General features: G+C 63.6%; 19 protein-coding genes. 5 read left to right on the top strand and 14 right to left on the bottom strand.

The window, feature by feature from the left end:
• Nucleotides 1-4: 4 nt before the first annotated feature.
• Nucleotides 5-1,105 carry an efflux RND transporter periplasmic adaptor subunit gene (locus CXQ80_RS05280; protein WP_101317195.1) on the bottom strand — a complete coding sequence of 367 codons (1,101 nt, stop codon included), beginning with the start codon at nucleotides 1,103-1,105 and terminating at the stop codon, nucleotides 5-7.
• Nucleotides 1,106-1,465: 360 nt separating this feature from the next.
• Between CXQ80_RS05280 and CXQ80_RS05275 the strand changes: the two genes are divergently transcribed.
• On the top strand, nucleotides 1,466-2,107 hold the full coding sequence (locus CXQ80_RS05275) for a TetR/AcrR family transcriptional regulator (protein ID WP_101317193.1): 642 nt from the start codon (nucleotides 1,466-1,468) through the stop codon (nucleotides 2,105-2,107).
• Here CXQ80_RS05275 and CXQ80_RS05270 read toward each other — a convergent pair.
• On the bottom strand, nucleotides 2,104-2,886 hold the full coding sequence (locus CXQ80_RS05270; RefSeq protein ID WP_101317191.1) for a class I SAM-dependent methyltransferase: 783 nt from the start codon (nucleotides 2,884-2,886) through the stop codon (nucleotides 2,104-2,106). The genes CXQ80_RS05275 and CXQ80_RS05270 overlap by 4 nt on opposite strands.
• A gap of 94 nt (nucleotides 2,887-2,980) precedes the next feature.
• On the opposite strand from CXQ80_RS05270, the gene CXQ80_RS05265 reads away from it, so the two are divergent.
• Nucleotides 2,981-3,601, top strand: coding sequence for an energy transducer TonB (locus CXQ80_RS05265; protein ID WP_101317188.1), 621 nt, complete (start codon nucleotides 2,981-2,983; stop codon nucleotides 3,599-3,601).
• On the opposite strand, the gene CXQ80_RS05260 is transcribed toward CXQ80_RS05265, so the two are convergent.
• The 7 genes from CXQ80_RS05260 to ppc form a co-directional block, all read right to left on the bottom strand.
• Complete coding sequence (locus CXQ80_RS05260) at nucleotides 3,598-4,287, bottom strand: extensin family protein (protein ID WP_101317186.1); 690 nt, start codon at nucleotides 4,285-4,287, stop codon at nucleotides 3,598-3,600. The two genes, CXQ80_RS05265 and CXQ80_RS05260, sit on opposite strands and share 4 nt — an antisense overlap.
• A gap of 6 nt (nucleotides 4,288-4,293) precedes the next feature.
• On the bottom strand, nucleotides 4,294-5,124 hold the full coding sequence (locus CXQ80_RS05255; RefSeq protein ID WP_101317183.1) for an oxaloacetate decarboxylase: 831 nt from the start codon (nucleotides 5,122-5,124) through the stop codon (nucleotides 4,294-4,296).
• Nucleotides 5,125-5,154: 30 nt separating this feature from the next.
• Nucleotides 5,155-6,024 (bottom strand): DUF72 domain-containing protein, encoded by an 870-nt coding sequence (locus CXQ80_RS05250; RefSeq protein WP_101317181.1) that lies wholly within the window; start codon nucleotides 6,022-6,024, stop codon nucleotides 5,155-5,157.
• Nucleotides 6,025-6,027: 3 nt separating this feature from the next.
• On the bottom strand, nucleotides 6,028-6,315 hold the full coding sequence (locus tag CXQ80_RS05245) for a hypothetical protein (RefSeq protein ID WP_101317179.1): 288 nt from the start codon (nucleotides 6,313-6,315) through the stop codon (nucleotides 6,028-6,030).
• 131 nt (nucleotides 6,316-6,446) lie between these two features.
• The gene (tsaB, locus tag CXQ80_RS05240; RefSeq protein ID WP_101317177.1) at nucleotides 6,447-7,121 is read right to left on the bottom strand and encodes a tRNA (adenosine(37)-N6)-threonylcarbamoyltransferase complex dimerization subunit type 1 TsaB; all 675 of its coding nucleotides are present in this window, start codon (nucleotides 7,119-7,121) and stop codon (nucleotides 6,447-6,449) included.
• Nucleotides 7,122-7,208: 87 nt separating this feature from the next.
• Nucleotides 7,209-7,856, bottom strand: a complete 648-nt coding sequence (adk, locus tag CXQ80_RS05235) for an adenylate kinase (protein WP_101317175.1) — start codon at nucleotides 7,854-7,856, stop codon at nucleotides 7,209-7,211.
• Between the two features lie 258 nt (nucleotides 7,857-8,114).
• Nucleotides 8,115-10,742: a phosphoenolpyruvate carboxylase gene (gene ppc, locus CXQ80_RS05230; RefSeq protein ID WP_101317173.1), complete on the bottom strand. Its 2,628-nt coding sequence runs from the start codon at nucleotides 10,740-10,742 to the stop codon at nucleotides 8,115-8,117.
• Between the two features lie 177 nt (nucleotides 10,743-10,919).
• Here ppc and CXQ80_RS05225 point away from each other — a divergent pair, with 177 nt between their 5' ends.
• The 3 genes from CXQ80_RS05225 (at nucleotide 10,920) to CXQ80_RS05215 (ending at nucleotide 12,794) form a co-directional block, all read left to right on the top strand.
• Nucleotides 10,920-11,264 carry a pilin assembly protein gene (locus CXQ80_RS05225; RefSeq protein WP_101317170.1) on the top strand — a complete coding sequence of 115 codons (345 nt, stop codon included), beginning with the start codon at nucleotides 10,920-10,922 and terminating at the stop codon, nucleotides 11,262-11,264.
• A gap of 282 nt (nucleotides 11,265-11,546) precedes the next feature.
• Nucleotides 11,547-11,960 (top strand): DUF4398 domain-containing protein, encoded by a 414-nt coding sequence (locus CXQ80_RS05220; RefSeq protein WP_101317168.1) that lies wholly within the window; start codon nucleotides 11,547-11,549, stop codon nucleotides 11,958-11,960.
• A gap of 48 nt (nucleotides 11,961-12,008) precedes the next feature.
• Nucleotides 12,009-12,794 carry an OmpA family protein gene (locus CXQ80_RS05215; RefSeq protein WP_101317166.1) on the top strand — a complete coding sequence of 262 codons (786 nt, stop codon included), beginning with the start codon at nucleotides 12,009-12,011 and terminating at the stop codon, nucleotides 12,792-12,794.
• Between the two features lie 140 nt (nucleotides 12,795-12,934).
• On the opposite strand, the gene CXQ80_RS05210 is transcribed toward CXQ80_RS05215, so the two are convergent.
• Genes CXQ80_RS05210 through CXQ80_RS05190 form a run of 5 tightly spaced genes read right to left on the bottom strand, consistent with a single transcriptional unit; the run spans nucleotide 12,935 to nucleotide 16,742 of the window.
• Complete coding sequence (locus tag CXQ80_RS05210) at nucleotides 12,935-13,261, bottom strand: hypothetical protein (protein ID WP_101317164.1); 327 nt, start codon at nucleotides 13,259-13,261, stop codon at nucleotides 12,935-12,937.
• Entirely contained in the window at nucleotides 13,258-14,169 is a 912-nt protein-coding gene (locus CXQ80_RS05205) for an alpha/beta hydrolase (protein ID WP_101317161.1), read from the bottom strand. Before CXQ80_RS05205 ends, CXQ80_RS05210 begins: the two co-directional genes overlap by 4 nt.
• Nucleotides 14,141-15,418, bottom strand: a complete 1,278-nt coding sequence (locus CXQ80_RS05200; RefSeq protein WP_101317158.1) for a flavohemoglobin expression-modulating QEGLA motif protein — start codon at nucleotides 15,416-15,418, stop codon at nucleotides 14,141-14,143. Before CXQ80_RS05200 ends, CXQ80_RS05205 begins: the two co-directional genes overlap by 29 nt.
• 22 nt (nucleotides 15,419-15,440) lie before the next feature.
• Entirely contained in the window at nucleotides 15,441-15,992 is a 552-nt protein-coding gene (locus CXQ80_RS05195; RefSeq protein ID WP_101317156.1) for a hypothetical protein, read from the bottom strand.
• A 45-nt stretch (nucleotides 15,993-16,037) separates the two neighbouring features.
• Nucleotides 16,038-16,742, bottom strand: coding sequence for a TetR/AcrR family transcriptional regulator (locus CXQ80_RS05190; protein WP_101322957.1), 705 nt, complete (start codon nucleotides 16,740-16,742; stop codon nucleotides 16,038-16,040).
• Nucleotides 16,743-16,831: the final 89 nt, after the last annotated feature.

The following is a 16,831-nucleotide window of genomic DNA, read 5'->3' as shown; positions in this document are numbered from 1 at the left end:
GGACTTACTCCTTGGCCGCCAGATCCACATCACGATTACTGCGGTCGACCGGCCGCACCTGCTGGCCCTCGCGCAATACATGACCACCGGCAGCGACGATCCAGTCGCCCGGCGCCAGCCCGTCCAGCACCGGCACGCTGTCGGCGCCATAGGCACCCAGGCGCACCGCAACGCGCTGCAGGCGTTTGTCCTTGTCAACTCGCCACACGTAGGCCTGGCCCTGCTCAGCGGTCACCGCCGACAACGGCAGCGCCAATGCCGGCTGGCCTTCATGGGCGACGAACACTCGGGCGCTTTGGCCCAGCTCAGCCGGGGCCTTGCTCGAGTCAAAAGCGATGCGTGCGGCAAAGGTCCGCGAGCGCGGGTCGGCTGCCGGGGACAGTTCGCGGATGCGCGCGGGGTAACGCTGATTGGGCTGCGACCACAGCTCGACACTGACGGGCTGGCCGACGGCAAAGCGCGCGAACTGCTGCTCAGGCAGGCCGATGACCACTTCACGTTCGCCATCTGCGGCCAGGGTAAACACCGTCTGCCCTGCTGCGACGACCTGGCCGACCTCGACCTGACGCTTGGAAATCACCCCCGCCTGCGGCGCACGCAGCACTGCATAGTCGGCCTGGTTACCGGCCACATCAGCTTCGGCCTGAGCTTGCTTGAGGCGGGCGAGGCCTGCGCGGTAGAGGTTTTCGGCGTTGTCGAACTGCGAGCGGCTGACCATCTGCCGGTCGAGCAATTTCTGATAACGCTCACGTTCGGTCTGCACCAGCGCCAGGTTGGCCTGCGCGGCGGCAAGCTGGGCACGGTTGGCTTGCAATTGCAGGCGTACATCCTGTGGGTCGAGCTCGGCCAGTGGCTGATCGGCCTTGACCCGCTGGCCCTCTTCCACCAGGCGCTTGCTGACTTTGCCGCCAATGCGGAAGGCCAGCTCAGGCTCGAAGCGGGCGCGCACTTCGCCGGGGTAGCTGTCGGCGGCGGCGCTGGCCGGCTGCGGCTGCACCACCAGGGCCGGACGCGGCGCGGCGGGCGGCGCGGTCTCCTGACCACAGGCGGCCAGCAGCAAGGCTGCAGCGGCGGGCAAAGCGATTGACCAGGCATGACGCAACATGATGGGGGACCGTCCGTGTAAGGCGCTTCTAATATTTATACTGGCGAGTATATTAAATCAGCTGTGCGGTGGCGGGAAGTCGGTGAAAGGTAGAAATTATTGGGTGGTGGTTAGTGTATGTGGATGCTGGGCATCTGGCTGCGCGGGGCCGGATTGCGGCTATGAGAGGGTGGACTTAGCCGATTCATTAGTGATGGCTCCGGCCCCTTCGCTGCGCTACGGATGTCTCACTAGTAGCACAGGATCTACAGCTGATCTGCGGGCGCTGCTACAGCTACGGCCACAATGAAGCATGCCGGGAAACGACGATGCCCACGCTCCTCAGGCAGAAACCGGTAAGATGGCTTCCTGTTCACCAAGATGCAGACCCTGATGCCAAACGACGCACCCATCGGCCCTGGCCGGCCGAAGGACCTAGCCAAACGCGAGGCCATCCTTGAAGCTGCCAAAGCGCTATTCCTGAGCCTTGGCTACGCCAACACCAGCATGGATGCGGTCGCCACGGCGGCAGGTGTTTCAAAACTGACGGTCTACAGCCATTTCACCGACAAGCAGACCCTGTTCGGCTCGGCGGTGATGGCGACCTGCCAAAGCCAATTGCCGGAGCTGATATTCGAGCTGCCCGACGGTGTGCCGATTGACCAGGTGCTGCTGAACATCGCGCGAAACTTCCACGCGCTGATCAGCAGCGACGAGTCGGTCAAGCTGAGCCGGCTGATCATGGCCCAAGGCAGCCATGACCCAAGTTTTGGCCGGTATTTCTATGAGGCCGGGCCCAAACGGATTCTTGCCGAAATGGAAGCACTGCTACGCAATGCCGCTGACCGTGGCTTGTTGCGCGTCGACAGCCCGTGGCGAGCGGCCGAACACTTCTTCTGCCTGATCAAGGGCGCGCCGGATTACCGCTTGCTGCTCGGCTGCGCGCCGCCGTTGGTAGGCGCAGAGGCCGAGGCGCATGTGTGCGAGGTAGTCGAGCTGTTTGTGCGGGCGTACGCGCCTTAGGCCTTGAGGGCTTTTTTCGCGTAGATGTCGTAGCGACTCGATTTGCCTTCCAGGCTGTGGCTGGGCTTGGGCCCGTCAATGATCGGCGCCTTGCGCGGGCGCTTGACCACTACGCGATGGCTGGCCAGTGCCAGCGCGGCAGCCAATAACGCCGGAGCATCGAGGTCGTCGCCCACCAGCGGGCGGAACACACGCATCTCTTTTTTCACCAGCGCGGTCTTCTCTCGATGGGGGAACATCGGGTCGAGGTAGATCACCTGGGGTGGCTCCCCTTGCCAGGCGTGCATGGTGTCGATGGCGTTGCCGACCAGCAAGCGCATGCGCTCGACGATGGGCCCGACTTCATGGTCGTCACGCGCGCGCTGCAGGCCGTCGGCGAGCAACGCGGCAACCAGCGGCTGGCGCTCGATCAGGGTCATCTGGCAACCGAGGCTGGCCAGCACGAAGGCGTCCTTGCCCAGGCCGGCAGTGGCATCCAGTACCTGCGGGCGCACACCCTGAGCCACGCCGACCGCCTTGGCGATCATCTGCCCGCTGCCGCCGCCAAACAGGCGCCGGTGCGCGGCTTGACCTTCAACGAAGTCGACCCGCACCGGCCCTGGCGCCTGCGCTCCGAGCTGCTGCAGTTGCAGGCCTTCGGCGCCGATCTGCAGCGCCACGGCGGCGCTGTCGTCGTTCAGCGGCAAACCCAGTTGCACAGCCCACTGCTGCGCCTGGGCCTGGTACTCGGGCGCCAACGCCTCGACTGTGATGCCCGTGCCCTGCTCTTGCTCTACCATCCGATCCTGCACCCGAAAAAATTAATGAAACCCCGGCCACGGCCGATACACGCAGTATCCGCTATTGTGCCAGAGCTGAACCGCCGCGACTGCCATGACAGACACTCTTCCCATCGGCTTGACCTACCTGTCGCCTGTCGGCAACTACGGTCGGCAGAATACCCAGGCACTCGGTGGCGTCAGCCATCTGTGGCAGGATTTCTTCGCCCGAGCGATGGCCGACCAAAGTGCTGTCGAAGTGGACCCGGTCAGCCAGGCGCTGCAGCAGCATGACCAGGTCAGTGGTGAGCCCACCGGCGGCGCCCGCGCCCTGGCATTGATCGACCTACAGCGTAGCTGTCAGGTCAGCGACACCGAGGTCAAGCCACCCGAGCCGCTGTTTCTGCCCAAGGCGGAGCTTGAAGCCGCACTGCTCGAACCTGCACCCGAGCCGTTCAGCGCCGCCGAGATGATCGAGCAGCAGCGCGATCTGGACCTTAACAACAGCTGGTTACGCCCGGTCGTCATGCACCAGGGCCAGCCGCTGCCAACACCTGGCGCCGCCCCCGCGCCGCGCCCGCTGTACCTGCCGATTGCCGAATTCGACATGGACTTGCTCGACCCGGCGCCGGAGCCGTTCGATCAGCCGACCCTGACGCTGCAGCAGCACGACCTTGAGTTCGACATGCACTGGGCGCGCCCGGTGGTGCTGAACAACGTGCGCGTACATGCCTAACGGCAGACCTGCCAGACGCCCATGTCCAGGTGAAAATGATTGTGATGAGCAGCGTTGTAGTCCGGGCCTAGCACCGTACTGAAGCTGGCACATGCAGCCTTGCGCACCTCGCGCAGAAACTCAGCCTTTTGCCCGCCAACCTGCCAGTCCTGCGCCAGCACGATGCGCTGGCCATCCTTGAGCCGAAAAGCGCTGATATCGAGGGCGTTGGCCGTCGCATGCTGGCTCAGGCGCCCTTCCTTGCGGTTGTACACATTGCGACAGGCAAAGCTGCCAAGGTGCTCGACCCTTGTCACCGGCTGGCCAAACACGCGCTGCGCGGCCGGCTGCAAGCCATGGGTCTCGAACAAGGCATAGGCCACCGCCAGCGGGCAGCTGGCGAGGAAACTGCTACTCAGGCTGGCCTGGCCTGCCTCGACCCGCCACACATTGCTCAAAGGACAGCGCGCGCTGGCCGGGCTGTCGGCCTGGGCGCGATAACGCAGGCCGGAGCTTTGCAGGGCTTGTTCGCACAGGGCTGGATCCTGGCGCAGCCGCGACAGCTTGTACGCGGTCAACCAGTTAGGCGGCTGGCGTACGTCGAGCGCTGCCCATGGGTTCCAGGCGGCAGGCGGGCGCCAGCCCAGGTACCAGGCTTGCGCCGCCGCCAGAGAGAGGATGAACAGCAGCCAACCGAGCCAGCGCATCTGGGCTTAGCGACGGAACAGATCGTTGAGCTGAGCAAACGGCATGCTCTGCTCGGCGTAACTGAAGGTGCCCTGCTCGCGGATTTCCAGCGCTGCCCGCTGCAGCGCGCCAAAGGCAGCGCGGGCCAGTGACGAGCCGACGCTGATGCGGCGCACGCCAAGGTCCTGCAGCTGGTTGACGTTCAATGGCACGCCAGCCAGGCCCATCAGCACGTTGACCGGCTTGGGTGCCAGCGCCTGCACCACCGCGCGCACTTCGTCGGCGCTGCGCAGGCCTGGTGCGTAGAGCACATCGGCCCCCGCTTCGGCGTAGGCCTGCAAGCGCAGGATGGTGTCGTCGAGGTCCATCCGCTCATGCAACAGGTTTTCCGCGCGGGCGCACAGGGTGAAGGTGAACGGCAGGCTACGCGCGGCCTGGGCGGCGGCACGGATCCGCTCCACGGCCAGGCCCATGTCATAGATGGGGGCATCGCTGCGGGTAGTGGCGTCCTCGATCGAGCCGCCCACCAGGCCCGCCTCGGCCGCGCGCAGGATCGCCTGGGCGCAGTCTTCAGGCAAGTCGCCAAAGCCGTTTTCCAGGTCGGCGGCGACTGGCAAGGCGCTCGCATCGACGATGGCGCGGGCGTTGTCCAAAGTATCGTCCAGGCTCAGCGCACCCTCGGCATCGGCGCGGCCGAGGCTGAATGCAAGGCCGGCACTGGTGGTCGCCAGCGCTTCGAAGCCCATGCTGGCCAGGAGTTTGGCCGAGCCGGCGTCCCAGGGATTGGCCATGACAAAGGCACCGTCACGCTCATGCAGCGCCTTGAAGGCCTCAGCTCGCAGGGTTTGTACATCCATGATCACTGGCTCCGGCAGATTGACGAGTGGTCAGAGTAGACCCAGCTGTTCGACCTCAGGCGCTCGTGGCAATTCCGCCAGTGCTGGCAACCCCGGCAGACGCTCGCTCAAGCGCTGGTGAAAGTGCTGAGCCAGGGCCGCCGCCTGCTGGTTATCGGAAGTATGCAGAAACACATAAGGGTTCAGGCCGGCTTCGATCCACTCGGCGACCTTGCTCACCCAGGGCGTCAGGAACGGCTCGTTGCCAATCACTTCAGGCTGGCCGATGAAGCGCACCTGTGGGTGCTGGCTGAAAGCAGCCGGACGCGCCGGTACGCGAGGCTTCTTGCTCTGCGCATGCAACACGGCAGGCTCGCGTGAGGTGCAGCTGAACAACGCACGCGAGTCCAGACAGATGCGCTCGACACCCATGCCATGCAGCAGACGATTGAGCGACCGCTCTTCTTCGCCGCGAGCGAAAAAAGCGTCGTTACGCACCTCGACTGCAACCGGCACGCCGATCTCTTGAAGAAAGTACGCAAGCTCGGGCAACCGCGAAGGGCCAAAGGTGGCCGGCAACTGCAGCCAGTACGGCGCGACCCGCCCACCCAGCGGCGCCATCAGCCGGGTAAAGGCCAACCCTGCCTCAAGTTGCTCACGTAGATCACCGCCATGGCTGACTTCACGCGGGAATTTGGCGGTGAAGCGAAAGCCGGGCGGCATGATCTGCGCCCAGCGTTCTACCGTGGACGGTGCCGGGCTGGCATAAAAGGTGGTATTGCCTTCGACGGCGTTGAAGACCTGGCTGTACAGCGCGAGGTAGTCAGTGACGCGGGCATCGGCGGGGTAGAGATAGTCGCGCCAGGCGCTTTCGCTCCAGGACGGGCAACCGAGAAAGTATGGCAGGGGCGATGGCTTCATCCATCAAATGTACAGATCAAGCCCCAACACTTCCATATCCCAATCGGTGAATCCTGCAGTCGCCATGTAGCTGGCCAGAGCGGTTGCAGTGCGCCGGTCGCGGGCGCGGGGAAAAACCATGTCCTGCTGGCGGGCGGGCAAGCCTCCCGCGCTGCGGCGAGTGCGGGTTTCCTGCGCGACCTCGGACTCTTCGATCAGCTCGGCATCTTCGACTGCTTCGTCACGCACCGGTGCCTTGCGCGGTGCGCGCTTGATCGGATAGGACTGCGGTGAAAAGCCGTCGATACGCATGAAATGAACACTCAGGATCAATGATGGCAATTTAGCAGCATCAGAGATCCATCGCTAATGCCGTTGTGATAACTGGACCACAGTTCTCACCAAAGGTTTAGCGCAAAAGTAAGCAGCCGACGAACAGCCGCTTAAACCGCCTTGGGCGTGGCCACGTTATCGCGCAGATAAACCGGTTGCGCCTGGTCGGCGGCGACCGCTTCACCGCGGGCCCAGGCAAACCCGGCCAGGCTCAGCACATCGAGCGCGCTGGGCAGCAAGCCGGTGTCCATGGCGCTGACAGGTACCGCCAGGCGCTCGTGGTAAACCCAGCCAGTGCCGGCGCCGAACCAGTCGCCGCTGCTACCATCCGGCAGCGCTACCCGCTCCGGCGGCAGCACCGCTTCGCGGCCAACCAGGCGCATCTCGCCAGCAGAGGCCTGATAGCAGCCCCAGTAGACTTCATCCATGCGCGCATCGATGGCTGCGGCAACCTGAGCGATGCCACGCTCACGCAACACGCCTTGGGCCAGCGCGGCGAGATTGGAAACCGGTAGTACCGGCCGCTCCAGGGCGAAGGCCAGGCCCTGGACCACGCCAATGGCAATGCGCACGCCGGTGAAGGCGCCAGGGCCGCGACCGAAGGCGATGGCGTCGACAGCGCTCAGCGCCACGCCCGCGTCGGCCAGCAACTGCTTGATCATCGGCAGCAGCTTTTGCGCGTGCAGACGCGGGATGACCTCATAGTGGCTGGTGACCTTGCCGTCATGCAGCAATGCAACGGAACAGGCTTCGGTGGCGGTATCCAGGGCCAGCAAGGTGGTCATCGAACGGGTTTCCAGACGCAAGAAAAAGAGCGCCAGTATAAACGACAACGGCCCGCAAGCGGGCCGTTGTCGTATGCAAGGTAACGATCAGCTCAGGGCTGCGAGGACCTTGGCAGTGATTGCTTCAACCGAGCCGACACCTTCGATGTGGCTGTATTTCGGCTTGCCGTTGGCAGCGCCAAGCTTCTGGTAGAAGTTGACCAATGGCTTGGTCTGGTCGTGATAGACCGACAGGCGATGACGCACGGTTTCTTCGGTGTCGTCTTTACGCTGGACCAGATCTTCGCCAGTCACGTCGTCTTTGCCGGCAACCTTCGGCGGGTTGTAGACCACGTGGTAGACGCGACCCGAGCCTTCGTGGACGCGACGGCCAGCAATGCGCTGAACGATCTCTTCGTCTTCCACGGCGATCTCGACCACAGCGTCCAGCTCGACGCCGGCAGTGACCAGCGCTTCAGCCTGCGGGATGGTGCGCGGGAAGCCGTCGAAGAGGAAACCGTTGGCGCAGTCTGGCTGGGCGATACGGTCCTTGACCAGGTTGATGATCAGCTCGTCGGAGACCAGCTTGCCAGCGTCCATGATCGCCTTGGCTTCGATGCCCAGAGGGGTGCCAGCCTTCACTGCGGCACGCAACATGTCGCCGGTGGAGATCTGTGGGATCGAGAACTTTTCGGTGATGAATTTTGCCTGAGTACCTTTACCGGCCCCGGGAGCTCCCAGCAGAATTACGCGCATCTTGTGCTCCTCATATTTTTTTATGCAAATCAACGGAGTCGGCGTCAGGGCCAAGTCCGGAAAATCAGGTGTCGACCAGAAAATCGGTCAAAAGGCTGATCAAGATACACAGCGCCCGGCGACCAGACAAGCGTCCCAAAGTTGCGATAAACCGCCACTTGCGACCTGCCGTGGCAAGGGTTGCCCTCGGTGCAACCCTGTTCTGCCGTGCACTATCGTAGCCCGCCCCCGCCCACCTGAGCCTCCTTTGGAGGCACCCTAGCCGGTGTTACGCAGGCCGGCGGCAATCCCTGCCACAGTGACCAGCAGCGCCTGCTCCAGCGGGCTGTCCAGAGCGGCTTCACGGCTGCGCGAGCGCGCCAGCAGCTCGGCCTGAAGGCGATGTAGCGGGTCCAGATAGGTGTTGCGCAGGCTAATGAATTCGAGGGTCTCAGGGCTGTGTGCGAGTAGCACCGGCTGCCCGGTCAGGCCCAATACCACCTGGCATGACTGCGACAATAGGTCGCGCAGGTGCGCACCCAATGGCAGCAGCTCGGGTTGCACTAGACGTTGGTCGTAGGCCTCGGCAATTTGCGCATCGGCCTTGGCCAGGACCATCTCGAGCATGTCGATGCGGGTGCGGAAGAACGGCCACTGCTCGCGCATCTGCGCCAACAGCTCACCCTGGCCGCGCGCCAAGGCATTGTTCAGGGCGCTTTCCCAACCAAGCCAGGCCGGCAGCATCAGCCGTGTCTGCGTCCAGCCGAAGATCCATGGAATTGCCCGTAGACTTTCGATACCGCCCGCGCGGCGCTTGGCCGGGCGACTGCCCAACGGCAGGCGGCCCAGCTCCTGCTCGGGAGTCGACTGGCGGAAGTACTCGACGAAGTCAGGGTTCTCGCGCACCACCCCGCGATAGGCCTTGACGCCATCGGCGGCGAGTTGGTCCATCACCTCGCGCCAGGCCGGCTCAGGCGGCGGTGGCGGCAGCAGGGTGGCTTCGAGCACGGCGGCCAGATACAGGTTGAGGTTCTGCTCGGCGATGCCCGGCAAGCCGAACTTGAAGCGGATCATCTCGCCCTGCTCGGTGGTACGGAAGCGCCCAGCGACCGAGCCGGGTGGCTGCGACAGGATCGCCGCATGGGCCGGGCCACCGCCGCGGCCGACGGTGCCGCCACGGCCGTGGAACAGCAGCAGTTCGACCTGATGCTCGCGGCAGATCTGCACCAGGGTTTCCTGGGCGCGATACTGCGCCCAGGCCGCCGCCGTGGTGCCGGCGTCCTTGGCCGAGTCGGAGTAACCGATCATCACTTCCTGCGGGCCGCGCAGGCCGCTGCGGTACCCCGGCAGGCCGAGCAGCCGTTGCATGACCGGGCCGGCGTTGTCCAGGTCGGCCAGGGTCTCGAACAACGGCACCACGCGCATTGGCCGGGTCAGGCCGGCTTCCTTGAGCAGCAGTTGCACGGCCAGCACATCCGATGCCGCGCCGGCCATGGAGATGACGTATGAGCCAAGTGACGCCGCCGGCGCGGCGGCCACCTCGCGGCAGGTATCGAGGACCTCGGCGGTCTCGGCCTGCGGTTTGAAATGGGCCGGGAGCAACGGCCGGCGATTTTTCAGTTCAGCCTGGAGGAATTCGATGCGCTGCTCTTCATCCCAGTCGGCATAACGGCCAAGGCCGAGGTAGTCGGTGATCTCGCTCATCGCATCGCGATGGCGAGCGGCGTCCTGGCGCACGTCCAGGCGCACCAGGAACAAGCCAAAGGTGACGGCGCGGCGCAGGCAGTCGAGCAGCGGGCCATCGGCGATCACCCCCATGCCGCACTCGTGCAGCGAGCGGTAGCACAGCTCCAGCGGGTCGAGCAGTTGACGGTTGTCGCTGAGTACCTGGGCACCAGGCGGTTGGTTGCTGGTCAGTGCGGCCTGGGCCCAGCTGCGAGTCGCACGCAGGCGCTCGCGCAGCTGCTTGAGCACACTGCGATAGGGTTCGGCGCCCTCGCCTGCCTGTTCGAGCAGTTCAGCACTGGCCTGCTGCATCGACAGTTCGGCGGCCAGGCTATCGATATCACGCAGGAACAGGTCCGCGGCCATCCAGCGCGCCAGCAGCAGCACCTCGCGGGTCACGGCGGCGGTGACGTTGGGGTTGCCATCACGATCACCGCCCATCCACGAGGCGAAACGGACCGGCGCCGACTCTAGCGGCAGGCGCAGGCCGGTTGCCTCGAACAGCGCCTTGTCGACTTTGCGCAGATGGCTGGGCACGGCCTGCCACAGTGAATGCTCAATGACTGCGAAGCCCCATTTGGCTTCGTCCACCGGGGTCGGCCGGGTGCGGCGGATTTCCTCGGTGTGCCAGGCCTCGGCGATCAATCGGCGCAGCTTGTCGCGCACCTGCTCGCGCTCGGCGGGGGTCAGGTCGCGGTGATCCTGCACGGCCAATTGCGCGGCGATGGCGTCGTATTTCTGGATCAGGGTGCGCCGCGCGACCTCGGTTGGATGCGCGGTCAGCACCAGTTGGATATCGAGCTTGGCCAACTGCCGAGCGAGGGCATCGTCGCTGTGCCCTTCCTGCTTCAGGCGGGCCAGCAGCTCGGGCAAAACCCGGCTCTCGAACGGCTCGGGCTGGTCGGCAGCGCGGCGGTGGATGAGCTGATACTGCTCGGCGATGTTGGCCAGGTTGAGAAACTGGTTGAATGCCCGCGCCACCGGCAACAGCTCGTCATCGGCGAGGTCGTCGAGGGTCGAGCTGAGCTGCTCGGCCGCGCCGCGGCGGTCGGCCTTGGCGCTGTGGCGGATGGCTTCGATCTTCTGCAAAAACGCATCGCCATGCTGCTGGCGAATGGTTTCACCCAGCAGTTCCCCCAACAGATGGACATCCTCACGCAAGCGTACATCGATATCGGTCATCAGGCCTTTCTCCAGCGCGGCTCGTCCGCGCATCCATTCAGGAACCAGCAGCCCCAAGAGTGCCCACAGCAGCGCGCTCAAGGCAAGCCTGACACCGCCAAAGCAACTAAAGTTGAGCAGAGCCACTCCCAATCAGTGCATGGCATCACGCCCTATCCAAGCTGCACAGAGGTCATCATGAAAATCCGCGAACTCGCCCAACACTGGGAACAGAACGCCGCAGGCAGCCTGAGCCCGACCAGCCACATCCTGCATCTGGACCTGGAATCGGAGGCGCGCTTGGCCGCGCTGATCGATATGTTCCCCAAACGCACCGCCGAAGAACTGCTCGGCGAACTGGTCGCCTCGGCCCTCGAAGAGCTGGAAGCGAGCTTCCCCTATGTGCAGGGCCGGCAGGTGATTGCCACCGATGAGCAAGGCGACCCCATGTATGAAGACGTAGGCTCTACGCCGCGCTTTCTGGCGCTGTCGCGGCAGCATCTGCAGACGTTCACAAGCACCGATCAAGACCCTGCCAAATAACGTGCTGACGACCGCGGGGGGGCCCGTGCGCCCCGCCGCAGTTACCCTGCCCTACCCCTGCGCGAGCTGAAAGTTCCGCAGTTTCTCGCTGACCGTTCAGTCAGAAAATACTTGTAACGGCTTGCTATTTTTTTCGGAACTATTCGAAAAACGCTCCAGTCCGAGCCAATAGCCATCACGCTAAAACCCTGCACACAGTGGTAGTGCACAGTTCAGCTGAAGCGCGCACTGTCAGGGAACGAGCGATGGACTGCCACGGACATTGTCATCAGGAGTGATCCAATGGAGCTGACCAACATGAAGAGCCGCACTATGCCAACATCATCCACCCGCATGCATGGCCTGAAACTGGCCGCGCTGGCCCTGGGCAGCACGTTTGTCCTCGCTGGTTGCGCCGGCAAGCCGCCAACCGAGCAGTACGCCGTGACCCAATCTGCGGTCAACGCGGCGGTGAGCTCCGGTGGTACCGAGTTCGCTGCAGTGGAAATGAAAGCGGCGCAGGACAAGTTCAAGAAAGCTGAAATTGCCATGCACGACAAAAAGTACGAAGAAGCCAAGGTGCTCGCCGAGCAGGCTGAGTGGGACGCCCGCGTAGCAGAGCGCAAGGCACAGGCTGCCAAAGCGCAAAAAGCCGTGCAGGACTCCCGCCAAGGCGTCCAGGAACTGCGTGAGGAAGGCCTGCGCAGCGCTGAATAAGCCTGCCCGCCTCCCCCAGCCTTCGTTACTGATTAAAGGAAGAACACTATGCGCAACTACGTCATGATCCCCGCTCTGCTGGCCCTGAGTGTTGGCCTTGCTGCTTGCTCGCATGATCCAAACGCCAACCTCGAGTCTGCTCGCACCAGCTTCTCGGCGCTGCAGAGCGATCCACAGTCGACCAAACTGGCCGCCCTTGAGACCAAGGACGCGCAGGATTGGCTGAACAAGGCCGACAAGGCCTACATGGATCGCGAAGACACCAAGAAAGTCGACCAGCTGGCCTACCTGACCAGCCAGCGCGTTGAAGTCGCCAAGCAGACCATCGCCCTGCGCGCTGCTGAAGGCGAGCTGAAGAACGCTTCGGCCCAACGTGCCCAGGCTCGCCTGGATGCCCGTGACGCCCAGATCAAGAAGCTGCAGGACAGCCTGAACGCCAAACAGACCGACCGTGGCACCCTGGTGACCTTCGGCGACGTGCTGTTTGACTTCAACAAGGCTGAACTGAAGAGCAGCGCCCTGCCCAACGTGACCAAGCTGGCGCAGTTCCTGGCTGAAAACCCAGAGCGTAAAGTGATTGTCGAGGGCTACACCGACAGCGTCGGTTCGGCCAGCTACAACCAGAGCCTGTCCGAGCGTCGTGCTGGCGCTGTGCGCATGGCCCTGGTACGTGCCGGTGTAGATCCAGCGCGTATCGTCTCGCAGGGCTATGGCAAGGAATACCCGGTTGCTGACAACACCAGCAACTCCGGCCGTGCCCAGAACCGTCGTGTGGAAGTAACCATTTCCAACGACAACCAGCCGGTTGCACCGCGTACTGCTGCCAACCAGTAAGGGTTGCCAGCGGGGCTGCCTGGCAGCCCCGTCGCGGCAAACAAAAACCGCGTGAAGCCTTTGGGCTCACGCGGTTTTTTGTGTTCTGCTTTGGCGGGAGTTTCAGAATTGCTGGGGCCGAGCAGCGGCCCCGATGCGATTCACTGCACTTGCCGCGGCGTCTCCTCGCCAACACAGCGCACCGCACGCTTACGATTGTCGACCAGCACACCGGTCAGGCCCTTCTGCTGCATATCGATCAATACCAACACCCCATCCATGCACTGCGCCACCTGCGCCGCAGGCTCCAGCGAGACCTTGTAATCCTCGCCCGGCACCGTCTTGAGCATGGTGAAGTCCTGCAGCAACAGGGCATCCTCAGGCTTGGCAAAATGCAGGTAGCCGTAATACCAGAGGGCCCCTACCGTCACGATGATGCTACCGACGCCGGTCAGAATCAGCGGGATGGCGTTGCGTTCTTCACTCATTGCTTGTTCTTCTCATCAGGGAAATTAGGCACTTCGGCCAAGCGCCGCAGGCCGTTGAAATGAGTCGGATCATCCAGGAAGCGGATCATCACCTGGCGCCAGGTCGGGTCGGCAAAGGTCTGCACGTGGCCGCCGCGGGTCAGTTGCAACACCCGTGGTGGTGGCGCATGACGGTACAAGTCCAGACCGTTTTCCAGCGGCACCAGGGCATCGTCGATGCTGTGGAAAAACAACTTCGGCGGGCTGTCCAGGCGCTCGATCGAGCGGATCGCGCTGTCGCCGTCGGGCACCAGCCATGACAGCGGCACCTGCAGCGGCCAGGTCAGCCAGCCGGTACCCAGCGCGTATCGCCCGACCGAGCGATAACTGGCCGGCACGCCATCGAACACCAGCGCACTGAAGCGTTGACGCTGCTCAGGGTGGCCCGCCAGGTAATGAATCGCCATCGCTCCGCCCAGGCTCTGCCCCAGCAGCACCAGTGGTTTGCCCTGCACCTCAGGCGCCCGTTCAAGCCAGCTCATGGCCGCAGCTATGTCTTCGTACACCTCAGGCAGGCTTGGCTTGCCTTCAGACAGGCCATAACCGCGATAGTCGATCATCAACACCTGGTAGCCCTGCTCCGGCAGCCAGTAGCTGCCGCCGAGGTGCCCAGGCAGGTTGCCGCCGTTGCCGTGCAGGTGCAGCACGGTACCCTTGACCTCGACGCCATCCTTGGCCGGCAGCCACCAGCCGTGCAAGCGCACGCCATCACTGGTGGTCAGGGTCACATCGCGATAGGCCAGCTTGGCCCGCTCGGGGGTGAATGCCTGGCCCGGCTCGGGATAGAACAGCAAGCTGCTGCAGCCGCCGAGGGTCAGCGCCAGAGTCAGCGCCAGGCCTTTACAGAATGTTCGCGTAATCGGCTTCAATGCGATCAAGGCTCAGGTGATTGAGGAAGTTGGAGAAGCACATCCAGGCGGACAGCGCATTCAGGTCGCGAAACTGCTCGGGCAGGTACTTGGGCGGTTCGACCAGGCCTTCTTCGACCAACTGACGCAGGGTGCGCATGTCCTCCAGAGTGGTCTTGCCGCAGAACAACAACGGGATCTGCTCAAGTTTGCCCTTCTTCACGGCCAACTGAATGTAGTTGTAAACCATGATGAAGCCCTTGAGGTAGGACAAGTCCTTGGTGAATGGCAGACCGTTCGGCACCGAGCCGCGGAACACTCGGCTGGCGTTGCTGTAGCTCTGGCCGATCTCGAAGCCCTGGCCACGGAAGAACTCATACACCTGCATGAAATCGGCGCCCTGCTCGACCATGTGAATGGCCCGCGTGCGGTTGGTCAGCTTGCGCAGGCGACTCGGGTACGAGGCAAAGGCGATCACTTCCATAAGGATGGCCAGGCCTTCCTGGGTCACAGTCGACGACGGCGGCCCCTTGGCGAGGAAGGTGCAGATCGGCTGGTTAAGCCCGTTGAGCGTGGTACCAACATGCACCAGCCCTTCATGAACCTCCAGCGCACGCACATCACGGCTGTTGAACATGGCATCGGCGCGCACCTTGATGTAGTCGGCGCCCGCCGCTGCATCGGCGACGATACCGTCGGACTCGAACACGCGGATGGTGCCTTCGGCCTCGCCGAACACCGTATTCAGCCGGCGCTGGAGGATATCCACCGCTTGCTTGGCCGTGAGGTTCTTTGGCTCGTCCTTGAGATCGCCGCGGCCATCGATGTTGTTCAGGTAATCAGAAAGCATCAGGCCAAGGTCGGCCAGGGTCGGGTCGCCGGCATGAAACGCATCGGAAGCTGCACCATACAGCTCCTGCGAAATCAGGCCGAAGTCCTCGGTGCCGCGCGCTTCCAGCATGCGCACCACCATGCGGTACTCGCGGCACATGCGCCGCATGATCTGCCCGACCGGGTTGAACTGGCCCAGCTGGCGAGTGATGTCGCGCTCGATGCTCTGAAACTCGGCCTTCAATGCACTCGAATCGAAGCCCAGGGGGCGCGACTGGTAATAGGCTCGGTCCACGGCAGGCGGCTCTTTGCCCTTACCGTTGATGAAGGCCTGGCGGATGTTGTCGTCCCACTTCACCGCATCGAGCACGCGGATCGGCGTCTGCGCCACGACAATGCGGTCGGACAACGCGCGAATGGTCTGCTGATACTCGTCCACGGCTAATTCCTTGTAGCGGCTATTACTTGCCGACGCGCTGGAAGCGCGCCACTTCGACGAACAGGTCAGAGTTGGCCGGGTCATCCAAGTAGGCCAGCACTCGCTCGGTCGGGCTGTCGATCAACACGCCCGGACCGTTGTCTTCCGGCACCTCGATACTGCGCCCGCTGAGTTCCTTGCGCGTGAGCGCCTCGTGCACCTGATCGACGTCCAGGTTGTACACCACCAGTTCCTTGCCGTCGGCGCTGACCTCGAAGCCGCCAATCAGGAAGTTGCCGCCCAGGCGCTTGGGCACCCCGGCCGACAGGTACCAGCGGCTGCCATGACGGGCCACGGTAAACACGTAGTCTTCAGCCGGCTTGCCTTTGGCTGTGGCCAGCGCCTTGTAGCTGTTGCCAGCCGCGCGGCTGATGCTCAGCTTGAGCGGCTCGCCCCAGGCATCCTTGCTGCTCCACTTGCCCAGCAACGCCTTGGGTGCGGTCTGGTTGGCCGGCAGCGGGTCGCCAAAGGTCACCAGACAACCGCCCAGCATCAGGAATGACAACGTCAACAACACCATACGCCAGGCTTTCATCAGGCTCTCCTAGATAGATCGGTGACAGCGCAAACCGCTCGCAGCTCAGACCGATGCCAGCACCAGGTGCAGGTAGCGGGTAAGAATAGCGAGCATCTGCCCATCGGCCTGCCCGTTCGTTTGTTCAAGCAGGCCTTGATATTCCATCTGCTCGATAATCGCCGTCAACATCTGTGCGTCCTGCTCGGGATGATGCGAGCCGATTACCTGGAGCATCTGCCGCGCGCCTTGCGCGAGGATCCGTTCGTGCGCGCGCACCAGCTCGGCCAACCGCGGGCAGAGCAAGGCCTCCTGGCGGAAGGCCTGCTCGGCCATGAGAAAGTCACGCCGATTGCTCAGTTGCCGGCTGACGTAGTCGGCGGTCATCCGCGCGATTTCATCGACCAGCCGCGTCCGTGATGCGGCGCTGCCATCGTCCTGCGCGAGCAACTGGCGCAACACCCCTTCACTGGTCGCCCACAGCTTGGCCATGTAGTCGGCGCTGCGCTCGACGTACTGGGCAAAGGTATCGGTGAGCAGGTCTTCGATGTCCTTGAAGTAGTAGGTGGTGGCCGACAGCGGCACACCGGCCTCGGCGGCTACGGCGCGGTGGCGCACGCCGCGCACGCCATCGCGGACGACGATGCGCATCGCTGCGTCGAGAATCAGCTGGCGGCGTTGTTCACTGCCCTGGCGGCTGGTCTTGCGCCCTTGGTACTGCACGCTTTCAGCAACGGCGCTGGCTACGCCGGCTGCGCCTTGTTCGGCGATTGCTGGGTTCACGCTGAATACCTCGTGGAATTGATCGTCGTACAGCACTGCTGTCACCCAGCGGCCGAGCCGCGGATGACAGCCAAGAA

This window comes from Pseudomonas sp. 02C 26 (assembly GCF_002843585.1).
Taxonomy (GTDB): domain Bacteria; phylum Pseudomonadota; class Gammaproteobacteria; order Pseudomonadales; family Pseudomonadaceae; genus Aquipseudomonas; species Aquipseudomonas shirazensis.
Note: the sequence above shows the minus strand (reverse complement) of the source record. Positions and strands in the feature narration are given on the sequence as shown.